This window comes from Streptomyces sp. NPDC044106, assembly GCF_056433985.1.
Genome location: NZ_JBWKFZ010000020.1, coordinates 85,606 through 101,811 on the forward strand (window position 1 = coordinate 85,606; position 16,206 = coordinate 101,811).

Annotated in this window: 17 protein-coding genes; 8 read left to right on the plus strand and 9 right to left on the minus strand. The window is 73.3% G+C overall.

The features are described 5' to 3' along the window. Positions 1-26: 26 nt before the first annotated feature. Positions 27-977 carry an SDR family oxidoreductase gene (locus AC07DI_RS30895; RefSeq protein ID WP_478907552.1) on the plus strand — a complete coding sequence of 317 codons (951 nt, stop codon included), beginning with the start codon at positions 27-29 and terminating at the stop codon, positions 975-977. A gap of 59 nt (positions 978-1,036) precedes the next feature. On the opposite strand, the gene AC07DI_RS30900 is transcribed toward AC07DI_RS30895, so the two are convergent. The 3 genes from AC07DI_RS30900 to AC07DI_RS30910 form a co-directional block, all read right to left on the minus strand. Then, entirely contained in the window at positions 1,037-1,870 is an 834-nt protein-coding gene (locus tag AC07DI_RS30900; RefSeq protein WP_478907554.1) for an enoyl-CoA hydratase/isomerase family protein, read from the minus strand. Positions 1,871-1,930: 60 nt separating this feature from the next. Next, the gene (locus AC07DI_RS30905; RefSeq protein WP_478907556.1) at positions 1,931-2,689 is read right to left on the minus strand and encodes a PIG-L deacetylase family protein; all 759 of its coding nucleotides are present in this window, start codon (positions 2,687-2,689) and stop codon (positions 1,931-1,933) included. A 97-nt stretch (positions 2,690-2,786) separates the two neighbouring features. Next, on the minus strand, positions 2,787-4,088 hold the full coding sequence (locus tag AC07DI_RS30910) for an alpha/beta fold hydrolase (protein WP_478907558.1): 1,302 nt from the start codon (positions 4,086-4,088) through the stop codon (positions 2,787-2,789). Between the two features lie 255 nt (positions 4,089-4,343). Between AC07DI_RS30910 and AC07DI_RS30915 the strand changes: the two genes are divergently transcribed. Genes AC07DI_RS30915 through AC07DI_RS30930 form a run of 4 tightly spaced genes read left to right on the plus strand, consistent with a single transcriptional unit; the run spans position 4,344 to position 8,431 of the window. After that, positions 4,344-5,105: a (Fe-S)-binding protein gene (locus AC07DI_RS30915; protein ID WP_478907635.1), complete on the plus strand. Its 762-nt coding sequence runs from the start codon at positions 4,344-4,346 to the stop codon at positions 5,103-5,105. Next, positions 5,102-6,601: a LutB/LldF family L-lactate oxidation iron-sulfur protein gene (locus tag AC07DI_RS30920; RefSeq protein ID WP_478907560.1), complete on the plus strand. Its 1,500-nt coding sequence runs from the start codon at positions 5,102-5,104 to the stop codon at positions 6,599-6,601. The genes AC07DI_RS30915 and AC07DI_RS30920 overlap by 4 nt, the downstream gene beginning before the upstream one ends. After that, positions 6,598-7,245: a LutC/YkgG family protein gene (locus tag AC07DI_RS30925; RefSeq protein ID WP_478907562.1), complete on the plus strand. Its 648-nt coding sequence runs from the start codon at positions 6,598-6,600 to the stop codon at positions 7,243-7,245. The genes AC07DI_RS30920 and AC07DI_RS30925 overlap by 4 nt, the downstream gene beginning before the upstream one ends. Before the next feature lie 22 nt (positions 7,246-7,267). Then, positions 7,268-8,431, plus strand: coding sequence for an ABC transporter ATP-binding protein (locus AC07DI_RS30930; protein ID WP_384254229.1), 1,164 nt, complete (start codon positions 7,268-7,270; stop codon positions 8,429-8,431). A 79-nt stretch (positions 8,432-8,510) separates the two neighbouring features. Here AC07DI_RS30930 and AC07DI_RS30935 read toward each other — a convergent pair whose 3' ends face one another. The 4 genes from AC07DI_RS30935 to AC07DI_RS30950 form a co-directional block, all read right to left on the minus strand. Continuing rightward, complete coding sequence (locus tag AC07DI_RS30935) at positions 8,511-9,452, minus strand: ABC transporter substrate-binding protein (protein ID WP_478907565.1); 942 nt, start codon at positions 9,450-9,452, stop codon at positions 8,511-8,513. Beyond that, positions 9,449-10,129 (minus strand): ABC transporter permease, encoded by a 681-nt coding sequence (locus AC07DI_RS30940; RefSeq protein WP_478907567.1) that lies wholly within the window; start codon positions 10,127-10,129, stop codon positions 9,449-9,451. The genes AC07DI_RS30935 and AC07DI_RS30940 overlap by 4 nt, the downstream gene beginning before the upstream one ends. Next, entirely contained in the window at positions 10,126-10,815 is a 690-nt protein-coding gene (locus AC07DI_RS30945) for an ABC transporter permease (RefSeq protein ID WP_384254222.1), read from the minus strand. The genes AC07DI_RS30940 and AC07DI_RS30945 overlap by 4 nt, the downstream gene beginning before the upstream one ends. 180 nt (positions 10,816-10,995) lie before the next feature. After that, positions 10,996-11,343, minus strand: coding sequence for a hypothetical protein (locus AC07DI_RS30950; protein ID WP_384254220.1), 348 nt, complete (start codon positions 11,341-11,343; stop codon positions 10,996-10,998). A gap of 429 nt (positions 11,344-11,772) precedes the next feature. Between AC07DI_RS30950 and AC07DI_RS30955 the strand changes: the two genes are divergently transcribed. Further along, positions 11,773-12,528 carry a hypothetical protein gene (locus AC07DI_RS30955; RefSeq protein WP_478907570.1) on the plus strand — a complete coding sequence of 252 codons (756 nt, stop codon included), beginning with the start codon at positions 11,773-11,775 and terminating at the stop codon, positions 12,526-12,528. A 143-nt stretch (positions 12,529-12,671) separates the two neighbouring features. Beyond that, entirely contained in the window at positions 12,672-13,868 is a 1,197-nt protein-coding gene (locus tag AC07DI_RS30960; protein ID WP_478907572.1) for an NAD(P)-binding domain-containing protein, read from the plus strand. A gap of 45 nt (positions 13,869-13,913) precedes the next feature. Here AC07DI_RS30960 and AC07DI_RS30965 read toward each other — a convergent pair whose 3' ends face one another. Further along, positions 13,914-14,501 (minus strand): TetR/AcrR family transcriptional regulator, encoded by a 588-nt coding sequence (locus AC07DI_RS30965; protein ID WP_478907574.1) that lies wholly within the window; start codon positions 14,499-14,501, stop codon positions 13,914-13,916. A 134-nt stretch (positions 14,502-14,635) separates the two neighbouring features. On the opposite strand from AC07DI_RS30965, the gene AC07DI_RS30970 reads away from it, so the two are divergent. Continuing rightward, positions 14,636-15,478, plus strand: a complete 843-nt coding sequence (locus tag AC07DI_RS30970) for a class I SAM-dependent methyltransferase (RefSeq protein WP_478907576.1) — start codon at positions 14,636-14,638, stop codon at positions 15,476-15,478. A gap of 90 nt (positions 15,479-15,568) precedes the next feature. Here the strand turns inward: AC07DI_RS30970 and AC07DI_RS30975 are convergent, their stop codons facing one another. Next, positions 15,569-16,135, minus strand: coding sequence for a hypothetical protein (locus tag AC07DI_RS30975; protein WP_478907637.1), 567 nt, complete (start codon positions 16,133-16,135; stop codon positions 15,569-15,571). Between the last annotated feature and the right edge of the window lie 71 nt (positions 16,136-16,206).

Here is a 16,206-nt window from a genome sequence, read left to right on the forward strand (position 1 = left end):
GTCCCGTACGAGGTATCGATGCGCGCATGACCAACGACGAGGCGGGCCACGGGACATACGCCGGAGCCACCGGGGACGGCCGCACCGGTGGACCGGCCGACGCGCTGCCCGGACTCCCGCCCCCTCCCCCGCAGGGCGCCTGCGCGCTGCCGCCCGGTACGTACGACGGCACGGTCGTCCTGGTCACCGGTGGCGGGACGGGGCTCGGCAGGGCCGTCGCCGCGGAGTTCGCGCGGCTCGGGGCCGACCTGGTGATCGCGAGCCGCAACGAGGACCGGCTCCGCGCGGCGCGCGACGACCTCGCGGCGCTGGGCGGGCGCGTGACCACCGCGGTCTGCGACGTCCGGGACGCCGAACGCGTCGCCGAGGTCTTCGATGCGGCGCAGGAGGCGTACGGCCTGCCGGGCGTGCTTGTGAACAACGCGGCCGCCAACTTCCCCGTGCCCGCCGAGGACATGTCCCCGAACGCCTGGCGCTCGGTCGTCGACATCACGCTCACCGGCACGTTCCTGATGACGCGCGAATTCGCCCGCCGCCATCTGGCGGCCGGGACCCCCGGTTCGGTCATCGACATCGGGGCGTCGTACGCCTGGACGGGCGGCCCCGGCTTCGCCCACAGCGCCGCGGCCAAGGCCGGTGTGAAGAGCCTGGTGGAGACGTTGGCCGTGGAGTGGGGGCCGTACGGAATCCAGGTCAACGGCCTGGTACCGGGCCTGATGCCGCACGAAGACATGACAGCCGACATCCGCGACAACCTCGACCGGGCGCGCGACACGGCGGCCCGCCAGCCCGCCCTGCGCGTCGGCCTGCCCCGCGAACTGGGCTGGGCGGCCACGTTCCTGGCCTCGCCGTTCGCCCGCTTCATCACGGGCCACACGCTGGTGGTCGACGGTGCGAACTGGCAGCGCAGGGGGCTGATGAGTCCACCGGTGGTGACGGTGCGCGAGCAGATGGGGAGGGGGGCTTTCGAAGGGTGAGGCCGTCAGAATCTCCGAGGGGGATCCGTAGCGGAGGGACGACGGACCGGAGTTGCCCCCTACTTCCCTTCGAACGTCGCCGCCCGCCCCGCCCCCTTCGCCCCGTACCCCTCCCGGGAGTCCTCCGAGGTGAGCGTGATCGCCGCGTTGGCCGCGACGCGGTCGAGGGCCGCCGCCATGCCCGTGTCGGCGAACGCGTCGATGCCGCGCTTGACGCCCTGCACCGCGAGCGGCCCGTTCGCCGCGATCTCGGCCACCAAGGCCCGGGACGTCTTGGCCAGTTCGGCGCCCGGGACGACCTGCTGGAGGAGCCGGAGCCGCTCGGCGGTGGCGGCGTCGATACGGCGGCCGGTGAACGCGAGCAGCTTGGCCCAGCCCGCGCCCGCCTCACGCGCGATGCGCAGGTCGCCGCCCGCGTCGACCGCGACGCCGAGCTGCGCCTCGGGCAGCGCGAAGACCGCGTCGTCCGCCGCGATCCGCACGTCCGCCATGAGCGCGAGCTCGAACCCGAAGCCCAGGCAGTACCCCTGCACGGCCGCGACGACCGGCTGCGGAAGCTCCGCGAAGACACGGAAGCGCTCGTGGACCCAGCGCATGGCCTCGTAGTAGTTGCGGACGCGCTCCGCACCGGAGCGGCCGGTGACCGCGCCGCCGCGGGCCGTGATGTCGATGCCCGCGCAGAACGCCCGGCCATCGGCGCGCAGCAGCACCGCCCTGATGGAGTCGTCGAAGCGGATGCGGTCGGCCAGCAGGCCGAGTTGGCGCGTGGACTCCCAGCTCCAGGCGTTGAGCTTGCGCGGGCGGCAGAGGGTGAGGATGCCGAGCCCGTCCTCGACGTCGAGGCGCAGCCGTTCCTCGCCCTCCGGGATGTCCGTGCCGATGGTGTCGATCATCCGCGCTCCCGTTCCCCGGGCCCGACGAGCCTGATGGCCCGTCAGGTTAGAGGAGCGGGCTCACCGACTGAAGACCTCGAACCCCACCGCGGGCTTCCCGCCGAAGCGCGGCGCGAGCGCCTGCGCGTTGCCCGTCAGGAACGAGCGGCAGTACTTCTCGGGGTCCTGGTCGGTCAACGCCTCGATGTAGGTGCGGTGTTCGAGGAGGGAGGCCACCGAGCGCTCGAGACCGGCCGAGGCGTCCGCGGCATGGGTGGGTGTCGAAGACCCCGCGACGGCGACCCACCGCACGCCGCCCCACGGTTCGAGGCCCTGCTCCTCGATCAGTTCGGGGAAGATCCAGCGGTTGCCCGCGTCCGCCGCGGCGTCCAGCGTGGCACGGCCGACCGCCACGTGGTCGGGGGTGTTCCAGGCGACGCCGCCCCAGGTGTCGCGGTGGTTGAGGGTGATGACGAGTTCGGGGCGGTGCCTGCGGATCGCGGCGGCGATGTCGCGGCGCAGCGCCGTGCCGTACTCGACGACGCCGTCCCTGTGGTCGAGGAACTCCACGGCCTCGACCCCGACGACGGCGGCGCTCGCCCGTTGCTCACGCTCGCGCAGCGGCCCGCAGGTGGCGGGGTCGATCGTGTCGATGCCCGCCTCGCCGCGGGTCGCCAGGAGGTACGTGACTTCCTTGCCGCCGTCCGTCCAGCCGGCGATCGCCGCCGCGCACCCGTACTCCAGGTCGTCCGGGTGGGCGACGACGGCGAGCGCGCGCCGCCAGTCCTCGGGCATGGGAGTGAGCTGGTCGGCGGGTGTGGCTGAAATCTGCTCGGTCATGCCGGTCAGCCTATCCGTGCGACGCGCCCTGTTCGCATGCCTGTTCCCGGGGATCGCGGACGAGTTGGGGCCCCTGGGCCGAGTCGTGCACGGGTCCTTACGCCTCGCCGCGGGCCAGCGCGAGGAGCCGGTCGAGGACGCGCGGGCCGCTCACGCGGAGGCCGTCGTGCTCGTACTCGTCGGTGACCCACGTCCGCAGGCCCCTGATGGTCCGGGCGGTGCGCAGCGAGTGTTCCGTGTCGACGTACAGGTCGTCGTGGTAGACCGCCGCGGCCACCGGCACCTCGTTCGCGGCGAGCCGCTCGGTGTCGTACAGGAGCGGCCAGTCGGTGCGCGCGGCGAGCAGCTCCGCGGTCTCGCGCAGGGGGCGCAGCGCCGGGTCGCTGTCGAACATCCAGCGCTGGACGGCCTCCCCGGTGAAGAGCAGCGGAGCGTCGCCCGCCAGGGTCTTCTCCGTGTCGAACTGCGGGAAATCGGCGCGCAGCCGCTCCGCCGACCAGGCGGTGGCCCGGCCGCCCTGGCCGTAGATCGACTCGTGCAGGACGGCGAAGAGCGGGTTGCCCGCGTACGAGAGGGCGGCCCGCAGGTTCTCCTGGAAGGCGTCGGACAGCGCGGGCCCGGCGGGGGTCCGTACGAAGGCGTCCTCAAGAAGGTAGTGCAGCCGGTGGCTGCCGTCGCCCGTGCCGAGCAGCATGCCGAGGGACTGGAGGGCGGGGACGGTCAGCCGGTAGCCGCCTTCGAGGACCGGCTCGTGCTCGGCGATGTGTGCGGCGATGCGGCGGGCCCGCTCGACGTCCTCGGGGTAACGGGCGTAGTGCGCGGCGCTCTTGCGGGCCATGCGCGGGTACGCGGCGCGGTAGACGTCGTCCGCGTGCCCGTCGAGGGTGGGCAGGCCGCCGGTGATGAGCGCCGTCTGAAGGCCCTCGGGCGCGGCCGACAGGTAGTGCGTGGCGCAGAAGCCGCCGAAGCTCTGCCCGAGGACGGTCCAGGGGGCGCCGCCCGTCACCTCCGGGCGGATCGCCTCGCAGTCCCTGACGATCGAGTCGGCGCGGAAGTGGGCCAGGTAGTCGGCCTGTTCGGCGGGGCCGCCGCGCAGCGGGAGCGTCTGGCGGTTGGCGGGCGTGGAGTTCCCCGTGCCGCGCTGGTCGAGGAGGAGGACGCGGAAATCGGTGAGGGCCCGGCCGAGCCAGGATTCGGCGCCGTGGAAGCGGGTGGCTCCGAAGCCGGGGCCGCCCTGGAGGTAGATCAGCCAGGGCCGGTCCGCGCCGCCGCGGGACGCCGACACCGCCTCGCGGGCGAAGAGCTCGATCCGCTCCCCCGCCGGATCGTCGTGGTCGAGCGGCACACTGAAGCGGCGGTCGGTGAGAACGACTCCCGGCTGGCGGTACGTGACGGTCAAGGCTGCTCCCGGACGAGGTGAGGAGGTGACGGGGTGTCGAGCTGAGGGGATGGCGAGTCGGCGAGTTGGCGAGTTGGCGAGTTGGCGAGTTGGCGAGTTGCGGAACCCTCGCCGTCCAGTCCAGCACACCCCTCACGGGCCGCCGCGCCCCGGGCGCCCGCAGCGTGCTCACCACTAGCGGCGCGGACGCCTCCCACGGCGCCGCACGCCCGCGTACGCTGCACCCATCCGATGACCGACGAGGAGGAACCCGCGATGCGCGTCGCCCTGTTCCTGACCTGTGTCAACGACACGCTCTATCCGGACACGGGCCGTGCAGTGGTGAAACTGCTGACCAGGCTGGGCGTTGCCGTCGACTTCCCGGCGGCCCAGACCTGCTGCGGGCAGGCGCACTACAACACCGGCTACCGCCATCAGGCGGAGCCGCTCGCCCGGCACTTCTCCGATGTCTTCGGTTCGGACGCGTACGACGCGATCGTGACGCCGTCCGGGTCCTGCGGGGCCATGGTGCGTGAGCTGTACCCGCGCATGGGCGAGCGGGCGCGCGCCGAGGGCCGGGGCGACGCTCTCGCGCGCACGCTCGCGCCGGTGGTGCCGAAGACGTACGAGCTCACGGAGTTCCTGGTGGACGTCCTCGGTGTCACCGACGTCGGCGCCTACTACCCGCACACGGTCACCTACCACCCGACCTGCCACGGTCTGCGCGCGCTCGGTCTCGGTGAGCGGCCCGAGCGGCTCCTCCGGGCGGTCAGGGGCCTTGAGCTGGTGGCGCTGCCCGGGGCCGAGGAGTGCTGCGGCTTCGGCGGCACCTTCGCCGTGAAGAACTCCCACGTCTCGGCGGCGATGGGTGCCGACAAGGCGCGGCACGCCGAGTCGACCGGCGCCGAGGTCCTGTGCGCGGCGGACAACTCCTGTCTGATGCACATCGGCGGCACGATGACCCGGCTGCGCACGGCCGTGCGGCCCGTCCACATCGCGGAGATCCTGGCCAGTACGGAAGAGGAGCCCCTGTCATGAGCGGCGGCACATTCGTCGGCATGCCCGCGTTCCCCCGGGCCGCGCGCGAGGCGGTCGCCGACACCACCTTGCGGGCCAACCTCCGGCACGCGACCCGCACCATCCGCGACAAGCGGGCCCGCGCCGTCGCCGAACTGTCCGACTGGGCCGAACTGCGCGATGCAGGCAGGCGCATCAAGGACCACACGCTGCGCCATCTCGACCGCTACCTCGTGCGGTTGGAGGAGTCGGTCACCGCGGCGGGCGGCACCGTGCACTGGGCGGCCGACGCCGACGAGGCGAACCGCATCGTCACCGGCCTCGTCAAGGCCACCGGTGAGACGGAGGTCGTGAAGGTCAAGTCGATGGCCACGCAGGAGATCGGCCTCAACGAAGCCCTGGAGGCCGCGGGCATCCACGCCTACGAGACCGACCTCGCCGAACTCATCGTGCAGCTCGGCAAGGACCGCCCCTCGCACATCCTCGTCCCCGCCATCCACCGCAACCGCGGCGAGATCCGCGACATCTTCGAGCAGGAGATGGGCAGTTGGGGCCGCCAGGCCCCGGAAGGGCTCTCCGACACACCGGCCGAGCTCGCCGAGGCGGCGCGGCTGCACCTGCGGGAGAAGTTCCTGCGCGCCAAGGTCGGCATCTCCGGGGCGAACTTCATGGTCGCCGAGACCGGCACGCTGGTCGTCGTCGAATCCGAGGGCAACGGCCGGATGTGCCTGACGCTTCCCGAAACGCTGATCTCCGTCGTCGGCATCGAGAAGACCATCCCGTCCTGGCGCGACCTGGAGGTCTTCCTGCAGACGCTCCCCCGCTCCTCGACTGCCGAGCGCATGAACCCGTACACCTCGATGTGGACGGGCACGACGGACTCCGAAACGGCGGACGGCCCGAGCACCTTCCACCTGGTCGTGCTCGACAACGGCCGCACCGACACCCTCGCCGACGAGGTGGGCCGCCAAGCCCTGCGCTGCATCCGGTGCTCGGCCTGCCTCAACGTGTGCCCGGTGTACGAGCGGGCGGGCGGGCACGCGTACGGCTCGGTCTATCCGGGCCCGATCGGCGCGATCCTCAGCCCTCAGCTACGGGGCACGCGGAGCGAGATCGACGCCTCCCTGCCGTTCGCGTCGTCGCTCTGCGGGGCCTGCTACGAGGTGTGTCCGGTCGCCATCGACATCCCCGAAGTGCTCGTGCATCTGCGGGAGCGCGTCGTGCAGGGCGGCGATGCGGTGCTGCGGGGCAACAAGGTGACGCTGCGGCCCGCGAAGGGGCACGCGGTGGAGCGGGCGGCGATGCGCGCGGCGGGCCTGGCGTTCGCCCGGCCCGGAGCACTGCGCGTGGGCCAGCGCCTGGCCTCGCGCACCCGGTGGCTCCATCCGCGCACCCTGCCGGGGCCCGGGCGGGCCTGGAGCGCGACGAGGGACCTGCCGAAGGTGCCGGCGGAACCGTTCCGCGACTGGTGGCAGCGGACGAACGGCGGCAGGAACGACGGGAAGGGTGCCAAGTGAGCAGCAGGGACCGGATCCTGGGCCGGGTGCGCAGGGCGCTCGCCGACGTGCCGGCCGACGACCTCGCGTACGAGGCGGCGGTGGTCCGTGACTACGCACGCGAGCACGGTGCGCGCGACATCGCGGGGACCGTCGATCTGCTCGCGGAGAACCTCGCGGACTTTTCCGCGATCGTGCACCGGTGCCGGGCGACGGAGCTGCCGGACCTGCTGACGCGGCTGTACGCGGAGCGCGGCTGCGAGAGCGTACTCGTGCCACCGGGGCTGCCTCCGCACTGGCTGGCGGCGGCCGGCCCGGTGCGGATGCCGGACCGGGCGGTGAGCACTCCGTACGATCTCGACCGGGTCGACAGCGTCCTCACGGGCTGCGCCGTCGCCGTCGCCGAGACCGGCACGCTCGTCCTCGACGGCTCCCCGGACCAGGGCCGCCGCCGCATCACCCTCGTCCCCGACCACCACATCTGTGTCGTACGCGTTCCCGAGCAGGTCGTGGCCTCCGTGCCACAGGCCCTCGAACGGCTGGACCCGGCCCGTCCGCTCACCTGGATCTCGGGCCCCTCGGCCACCAGCGACATCGAGCTGGACCGGGTCGAGGGAGTGCACGGTCCGCGCACCCTTGAGGTGGTGCTGATGAGCGGCGAGTGACCGGCGCGGCTAGCGTGAGGGCATGATCCGGTTCGAGCAGGTGACCAAGCGCTACCCGGACGGCACGACGGCCGTGGACGATCTCTCCTTCGAGGTCGCCGAGGGCGAACTGGTCACACTCGTGGGCCCCTCCGGTTGCGGCAAGACCACGACGATGATGATGGTGAACCGCCTCATCGAGCCGACGTCGGGCCGCATCTTCGTGAACGGCGAGAACATCGCCGACGTCGACCCGGTCCGGCTGCGCCGCCGCATCGGCTACGTCATCCAGCAGGTCGGCCTCTTCCCGCACCGCACCATCCTCGACAACACGGCGACCGTGCCCGCCCTCATCGGCTGGAAGAAGGCCAGGGCAAGGGCGCGCGCGGCGGAGTTGCTCGACCTGGTGGGCCTGGACCCGAAGACGTTCGGGTCCCGCTACCCCGAGCAGTTGTCGGGCGGCCAGCGCCAGCGGGTCGGCGTGGCCAGGGCGCTGGCCGCCGATCCGCCGGTGCTCCTGATGGACGAACCGTTCGGCGCCGTCGACCCCGTGGTGCGCGAGCAGTTGCAGGAGGAGTTCCTGCGGATGCAGGCGGCCGTCCGCAAGACGGTGCTCCTGGTGACGCACGACATCGAGGAGGCCGTCAGGCTCGGCGACCGCATCGCGGTGTACGGGCAGGGGCGCGTCGAGCAGTTCGACACCCCGGGGGCGGTGCTCGGGGCGCCCGCGACGCCGTACGTGGCCGAATTCGTGGGCGCCGACCGCGGACTGAAGCGGTTGTCCGTCACCGAGATCCGCAGTGACGACCTGGAGGCGCCGCCGATCGCCCGGCTCGACGAACCCGCCGCGCAGGCCGCGGCCCGGATGCGCGAAGAGGAGGCGCGGTGGGCGGTCGTCCTGGACGCGGACGGCGATCTGCACGGCTGGGTCGGCCTCGACGAGGTCGCGCTGGCCGGTACCGGCGGCACGGTCGGCGACCTGGCGCACCGCATGAACTCCTGGGTGCCGGTCGGGGCCCCGCTCAAGCAGGCCTTCGGCGTGATGCTGCAGCACGACGCGGGCTGGGTCGCCGTTCTCGACGGCGCCCGCTTTCTGGGTGTCCTGACCCCGGCGAAGCTGCATGAGGCGCTGCGGCGCTCAGTGGACGCGGACGCGCAGGGGGTGGAGAGGGGGGAGGTGGAGTTCGACTCGGTGGCCGACGCGTGAGCGCTCCGCTGGTCCGGCGGTTGCCGGTCTGCGGGAGTCCGTGGCCTGTCGCGCGGTTCCCCGCGCCCCTGACGGGGCGCTACAGCAGGTCCTTCTTCTGCAGATAGGTCCGTGCCACGTCCTGCGGCAGGCGGCGCCAGCTGTCGACCTGTTCGTTCATGGACGCCAGGTCCTCGGTCGTCAGGACCGGGTTGAGGCGGCCCAGTGCGGCGGCCACGCCCTTGCTGCCCGCCCGTGAGCGGTTGACGACGGGCACCAGGTAGTCGGCGTTCTGGAGCTTCTTGTCGTCCTTGAGGAGTACCAGGCCGAAGTCGTCGAGGGTCGCGTCCGTCGACGTGGTGAGCACCATCTGGTCCTGGCCGCCCTGTACCGCCTTCTTGGCCTGGGTCGTGCCGACGCCCTTGGGGTCGACGCCGGTGATGTCGATGCCGTACACCTTCTTCAGGCCCGGCGCGCAGTAGGGACGCTGTACGCATTCGTCGCCCGCGGCGAGGCGTACCTTCAGCCCCGACCTGCCGAGGTCGCTGAGGCTCTTGAGGCGGTGCCGCTCGGCGTAGGAGGCGGCGACGGCGAAGGCGTTCTGGTCGACGGCCCTGCCCGGGTCGAGGACGCTCAGGCCGCGCGGGGCGGCGAGGCGGCGCAGGGCCTTCATGGTCGTGTCGAGGTCGGGCGAGCCCGCGGGCGGTGCGTCGGCGCCGTTCTTCTTGGCGTTGAGCCAGTCGGCGAAGGTCGCCGCGTACTCGGGGACCACGTCGATCTGGCCGGACTCCAGGGCGGGTTCGTAGAGCTCACGGTTGGCCACGGAGAGGATCTTCGTGCTGTACCCGGCCTTGTTCAGGAGCAGCGCGTACATCTGGGCGAGCAGGTCGGACTCGGTGAATCCGGCGGAGCCGACGACGAGGTGCCTGCTGTCGCCCGGAGGCGCGGTGACCTCGCCCCGGTTCTCCAGGGAAGGGCCGCTCGCGCAACCGGTGGCGAGCGTGAGGAGGACGGCCGCGGCCGCTTCGGCGCGCCGCCTCATCCGGCCCTCCCCCGCCCTCGCGCCCACCCGGGTCCGAACCGTTCGGCCACCTCGAAGGCGCCCTCGACGAGCAACGCGAACACGGCCACGAGGACGGCGCCGGCCACCACCTGCGGGGTGCTCGCCAGGTTGAAGCCCGCCGTGATGATCCGGCCGAGGCCGCCGCCTCCGGCGAGCGCGGCGATGGTGGCCGTGGCGACGAGCTGTACGGCGGCGATGCGGACCCCGCTGAGCACCAGCGGAAGCGCGAGCGGCAGTTCGACCCGCCACAGCATCTGCCGCCCGGTCATGCCCATGCCCCGCGCCGCCTGGACGACGCCGCGGTCGACGCCGCGCATCCCCACGTACGCGTTGGTGAGCAGCGGCGGCACGGCGAACAGCACGAGTGCCACGACGGTCGGTCCCTCGCCCCAGGTGCCCAGCGGGGTCAGGAGCAGCAGGACGAGGACCGCGAAGGTCGGCACCGCGCGTCCGATGTTGGAGATGTTCACGGCGAGCGCGCCGCCCTTGCCCAGGTGGCCCAGGACGAGGGCGACCGGCAGGGCGATGAGGCAGCTGAGCAGGAGGCAGACGACGGTGAGGACGAGGTGCTGGGTGAGCCGGTGCCAGATGCCGTCGTCACCGGCCCAGTGCGCGGAGTCGGTGAGCCACGCCCAGGCGTCGCCGAGTGTCTTCACGGGCCCGCCGCCCTCGACGCTCTTTCCCAGGGGGTGAGGACGCGCTGCACGCCGAGCAGCAGGAGGTCGGCGGCGATGGCGATGACGACGCACAGCACGGACGCGGTGAGTACCTGCGCCTTGAAGTACGTGTTCATGCCCGCGTAGATGAGGTTGCCGAGCCCGCCGAAGCCGACGATGGCGCCGATGGTGACGAGGGAGACCGCGGAGACGGTGGCGATGCGCAGGCCCGCCATGGCCGCGGGCAGCGCGAGCGGCAGCTCGACGGTGAGCAGCAGGCGGATCGGGCCGTACCCCATGCCGCGGGCGGCCTGCCGGGTGTCCTCGGGGACGGCGCGCAGACCGGCCAGGATGTTCCGCACGAGCAGGGTGAGGGAGTAGAGGACGAGGCCCGCGACGACGAGCGGGGCGGAGAGCCCGTACACCGGAAGCAGCAGCGAGAACATCGCGAGCGAGGGGATGGTGTACAGGACGGTGGTGAGCGCGAGGACCGGTCCTGCGGCCCAGCCCCAGCGGCGGGCGAGCACGGCCAGCGGCACGGCGACGACCAGCGCGATCAGCACGGAGACGGCCGTCAGCTGGAGATGCTGGACGACCGCGTCGAGCAGGATCTGGCGGCGCGTGCTCAGGTACTCACCGCAGATCCACTCGTTGCGCGCGAGGCAGTCGTCGGGGGGCGCGGTCACCTGTCCATTCAAGGCCGGGGCGCCGGGTCACAGCGCGTTCTGGTGACCCGTACGGGGTGGGAGACGATCGTCCGCCGTGGCGGGAGGCCGCTCATGCCGGGGCGGTTCTGCACTGCCGCCCGTCCTCGCGCCGCGGCAGCCGGATCGAACCAGCACGCGACCCACCGAGTTCCGTGGGGCTTATCGCTCACACGGCAAGTTGCGGTGCGCGATGGTCGAGAGAGGCGACTCGCAGTCGAACTCGAACGTCTCCACGGCGGCGTCCGCCGGGAAATCCGGGTGGTCGTGCCAGATCTGGGCGAAGGCAACCAGAAGGTTCCATGAGGCTGCTGCGTGCAGCTCGGTCTTCGCCGCGTGCTCAGGCGCCGAGGTTCGGTGGAAGCGCACCGCCGCGATCTGCTTGTAGGCGGCCAGACGCAGGGCCATGGCCGTGCGACGGGCTTCGCCTTGGAGCGGGGCCGCGTCCGGGATGCGTGAAAACACGAAACGGACCAGCTGTGTGATCTGGTCCTCGCTGATCCGCTCCACTCTCTCCCCCTGCGGCCGGCACGCCCATGCGCCCGATGCGGCACCAACTATCGCACCTCGGATCACTCCTCGATCCGGAGGGTGTCGGTCACGGACACGCGACGCACCATGCGGCCCCCCCCAACGGGCACCCGGACTGCCCCACGGGCACCCGGACTGCTTGACCAAAGACATAGGGGCGCCCCCGGCGCAGGGCGTCGGGAGCAGCAGGGCCTGGGGCTGAGTCCGGCGCGGGCGGCGAACGGATTCGTCTCCCTCTCGGTCGCCGGGACCTGCGGGACCCGGCTCGCCATGTCGAGGGTCGCTCGGGGCACCGACGGCGCCGAAACCTTCACCGGGACAACTGCCGGAAGGCCAAGGCAAGTTCGGGGCACGAGCGGCCCCCACCGGGGTGACAGCCGCGAGGTCACGCCGCATGATGGGTGCGGCATGGAGACTTCGACACCGGCAGCGACCCGACCTCGACCGCGCGACGGCCATGTGCCCGCCGCGCGACCGAGGGCTGCGGCACGGCCGAGGGCTGCGGCACGGCCGTCGCAGGCGGCTCCGCAGTCGACGGCGCAGACCGCGTTCTTCTCCGTGGTGAGCGCCCTCCTCGCCGTCGCCCCGTACCACTTCGTCTTCGGCGCGACGCCTTCCTGGGACGTACGGGCGGTCGCCGCGGCGGTCCTGGTCTGCGCGGCGCTGTCGCTCTGCGCCGCCTCACCGGCCCGCACCGCGCCGCCGGACCACTCCGCTCTCGCAGCACGGCCCGCCCCGCGGCTCGCCCCGCAGTCCGCCTTCGCCCGTGCCGGACGGTCCGCCGCCCGCAGGTGGTCCCGGCGGACGCGCGACGGCGGCGCCTCCGTCGCACGCGGCGGCCGACCGCTGCCGACCCGCCCCACCCGCTCACCGGGCCGCCCCTCCCGCTCACCGCTCACCGCGTGGCTCGCGCACACCGTCGCCGTCGACTCCGGCCGCGAACTGCGCCTGATGTACCGCTCCCTGCTGCGGACGCTGCGCCTGCTGTGCGCCTTCCTCGCGCGCGTGCTGCGCCCGGCCCGCGCACCGCGCGCGGCCGTCCTGCCACGCCCGGCCCGAGCCCCGCACCCCGGGCGGCCGACCCGTGCGACGCCTCTCACCCTCCTCCTCGCGGGCACGGTCGTACGCCGTGGCCCGCCGGCCCGCCCGCCGCTCGCCGTCTGACCCTGCCGCGGCGCATGCGCCGCGGCACGGCCGCACGGACGGCAGCGGCCCCGGCAAGCCCGATTCCGCACACTCCCAGCTGAATCCGGCGCGCCCGGTCCATCCCGCGAGGACGGACGTGGCCGCGCCCAGGAGGGATCCCCATGTCCAAGACCGCCGTCGTCATCGGCGCGGGCCCGTACGGTCTGTCCGCCGCCGCACACCTGCGGGCGCGCGGCCTGACCGTCCGGGTCTTCGGCGCGCCCGTCGCGAGCTGGTCCCGGCGCATGCCGGCCGGCATGCTGCTGCGGACGCCGTCCGCCGCCTCCGCGCTGGCGACCCCGCGCGAGGGCTTCACTCTGCACGACTACATCCGCGACGCCGGGGAGCGCAGGATCGGCGCCGACGACCCGGTGCCCGTCGGCCTGTTCCTCCGGTACGGAGGGTGGTTCAGGGAGCGACTGGTGCCGCGCGTCGAGGACGAGCGGGTGGCCATGGTCGACCGGCGCGAGGACGGCTTCCGCGTCAAGCTGTCGTCGGGAGAGGTGGTCCGGGCCGCCGCCGTCATCGTGGCCACCGGCCTCACCGGCTTCGCCCATCTGCCCGCGCCTCTCGCCGCGGCGGCGTCCGGCGGCCCTTCGGCCCTCGGCCTGATCTCGCACAGCTCGCAGCAGACCGATCCGCACGCCTTCGCCGGGCGCACCGTGACCGTCGTCGGAGCCGGGCAGGCCGCCCTCGAGAGCGCCGCCCTGCTGCACGAGGCGGGCGCAGACGTCCAGGTGGTGGCGCGCGGCCCGCGCGTCCGGTTCGACGCGCGGCCGTCGTCCGGCCCGCACTGGCGGCCGGGCACCCCGGCGGGCAGGTCGTGGTCCCTGTACGGCCTCACCCGCCACCCCGCCGCGTTCCGGAGGCTGCCCGCGGCGGCCCGGCTCCAGCTCGCCGAGGGCACGTCGAGGCCGCGCGGGGCGTGGTGGCTCAGGGAGCGGTTCGAGGGGAGCGTGCCCGTTCTCACCGAGCGGCACATCACGGCGGCGCGGGCGAGCGGGAACGGCGTCGCCCTTCGGACCACGACGCCCGACGGGCGTACGCACACCGTCGAGTCCGACCACGTCCTGGCCGCCACCGGCTACCGGGTCCACGTCGACGCGCTGGACTTCCTCTCCCCCGAATTGCGCGCGGACCTGATACGCGTCGGCGGATTCCCCATCCTGGACAAGGGGTTCTCCTCCAACGTGCCGGGGCTGCACTTCACCGGGCCGTCGGCCGCCGCGTCCTTCGGTCCCGCGCTGCGCTACGTCAGCGGCACCCGGTTCGCGGGTCCTCGGCTGACGAAGTCCGTGGCCGCGTGCTGTGCCGACTGAGGGCACCGGGCCTCGGAAGCGGGCGGCCGGGTATGACACAGGCTCTCACCGCGGCAGGAGCAGGGCGATCAGCCGTCCGGTCTGCTCCCGGGGGGCCGGCGCACCGGCCCATCCCCCGGTCATCAGGAGGTGGTGGACGGTCGCGACCAGGGCGAGCGCCGTCGTGGCGGTGTCCGTGCCGTCCGGCAGGCGGCCGAGGCGCAGCTCCGCGTCCAGGTACGCGGTGAGCTCGTCCTGGATCGCGGCGAAGCCCGGCGCGCCCGCGGCCAGCGCCTCGCGGATCCGGCGGGAGGTGGCGTGGCTGCTCATGGCCAGGCCCACGATCCCGGGGTCGAGCGCGTCGAGGAGGCCGAGCGCGACTGCCGCCAGGTTCGCCGCCACGCCGTCCTGCCCCGCCCGTTCGGCGAGCCCCTCGGCCGCCGCCGCGGCGCGCGCGAACCGGTCGAGGACGAGTTCCGCGACGAACTCGTCCACCCCGCCGAAGTGCGTGTGCAGCACCCCTTTGGCGCAGCCCGCCTCGCCGGTGACCGCGCGGCTGGTGAGGCCCGCCGCGCCCTCGCGGGCGACGATCCGCTCGGCGGCGCCGAAGAGCCGCTCGCGCAGGTCGGGGATCGCGACTCCGCGGGGTGACATGGCTTCTCCTCCTGCGCAACCGGGCGTCCTCGCAAGGCCATTGCCAGAAAGGGCGCTCGCCCATACTGTTTGGGCGAGCGCCCATACTAACGGTGTCGGGCGCCCCATCCGCGAGGGCATCAGGGGGGCACGGAGTGCGGGAGATCGTCAACACCGAGCAGGCGCAGGCGTGGAACGGTTACGAAGGGGAGCACTGGGCCGACCACCAGGACCGCTGGGACGAGGTCAACGGCGGCTTCAACTCCGCTCTCCTGACAGCCGCTTCGATCCAGGAGGACGAGCGGGTCCTGGACGTAGGCTGCGGCACCGGGCAGCTGACCAGACTGGCCGCGCGCCGGGCGAGCGCCGGTCACGCCCTGGGCCTCGACCTCTCGAAGCCGATGCTGGCGCGGGCGCGGCACACGGCGGAGCGGGAAGGGCTCGGCAACGTCTCCTTCGAGCAGGGTGACGCCCAGGTCCACCCCTTGGAACCGGCCGCGTACGACGTCGCGGTCAGCCGCTTCGGCGTGATGTTCTTCGCGGACCCGGTGGCGGGATTCGGCAACATCGCCCGGGCGCTGCGTCCGGGCGGCCGGGCGGCGTTCATCTGTGGCGGCCACCCGCAGGAGAACGAGTGGCTGCGGGCCTTCGGTCAGCTGCGCGAGCTCCTGCCGATAGACGGTTTCGGCACGCCCGGCGGGCCCGGCATGTTCTCCCTCGCGCAGGCCGACAAGACCTGCGACATCCTGTCGGCCGCCGGGTTCACGGACGTCGAGGCGGCGCGCGTGGAGACGTACGGGACGTGGGGGCAGGACGCCGCCGACGCCACCGACTTCCTCCTCGGCTCGGGCCCCGGACGCCACCTCACCGGCCAGGTGTCCCCCGCGACCGCGGAGCTCGCACGCCAGCGGATGACGCAACTCCTGCGCCCGCACGAGGAGGAGAGCGGGCTGCGGCTGCGGGGCGTAGCGCTGCTGGTCACCGCGGCCCGCCCCTGACCGCCGCCCCTGACCGCCGCCCCCGCCCGACGGCTCACCGGGCGGCCCCGGTCGCGTACCGCCCCGCAATTCACGTCACTTCACGTCACCTCAGGCCGTCCCGTCCGGCGCGGGTGGCTGCCTGGTCCACAGGGTCAAGTCGCTGCTGGTGGCGACGGCGAGGGTCTGACCCGACGGGGAGAAGCCGATGGTCCGCAGTTCCGAGTACCTCGAGTGGAAGACGTGCCACCACCGCTCGCCGTGGGGCCCGCGGTGGGGCATGCCGCCGTCGCCGGAGAGCAGGACCCGGTGGTGCGGCCAGTCAGGGGCGACGACTTCGAGGGTCCAGCCGTCGGCGGTGGTCGTGTGCAGGCCTCCGCCGTGCAGCCCCGCGATGTGGACGCGCCGCCCGGCGACCGGGCCGAGTCCGGGGCAGGTGAGGTCGGCCGCCCCGTCCGGGGTGCTGACCTCGGGGGCGGGGTCCCGGTCCCGTGCGATCTTCTCGCCGGTGACGGCGTCGAAGAGCCCGTGACCGTCGCTCGACACGACCATGACCAGGTCGTGGCCGGTGCCGGGGTCGGACGCGAAGCCGATGCCGAGCAGCCCGCCGACGGCGGCACAGGGGTCGATGACCGTACGCCAGGGTGCCGGTGCCGGTACCACCGGCGCGGACAGCATGCGGTCCCGCAGGGCGGCCTGATAGGGCGTGAGCCCATCGGCGGAGCCGGGCCGGGCGGTGGGGGCGGGCA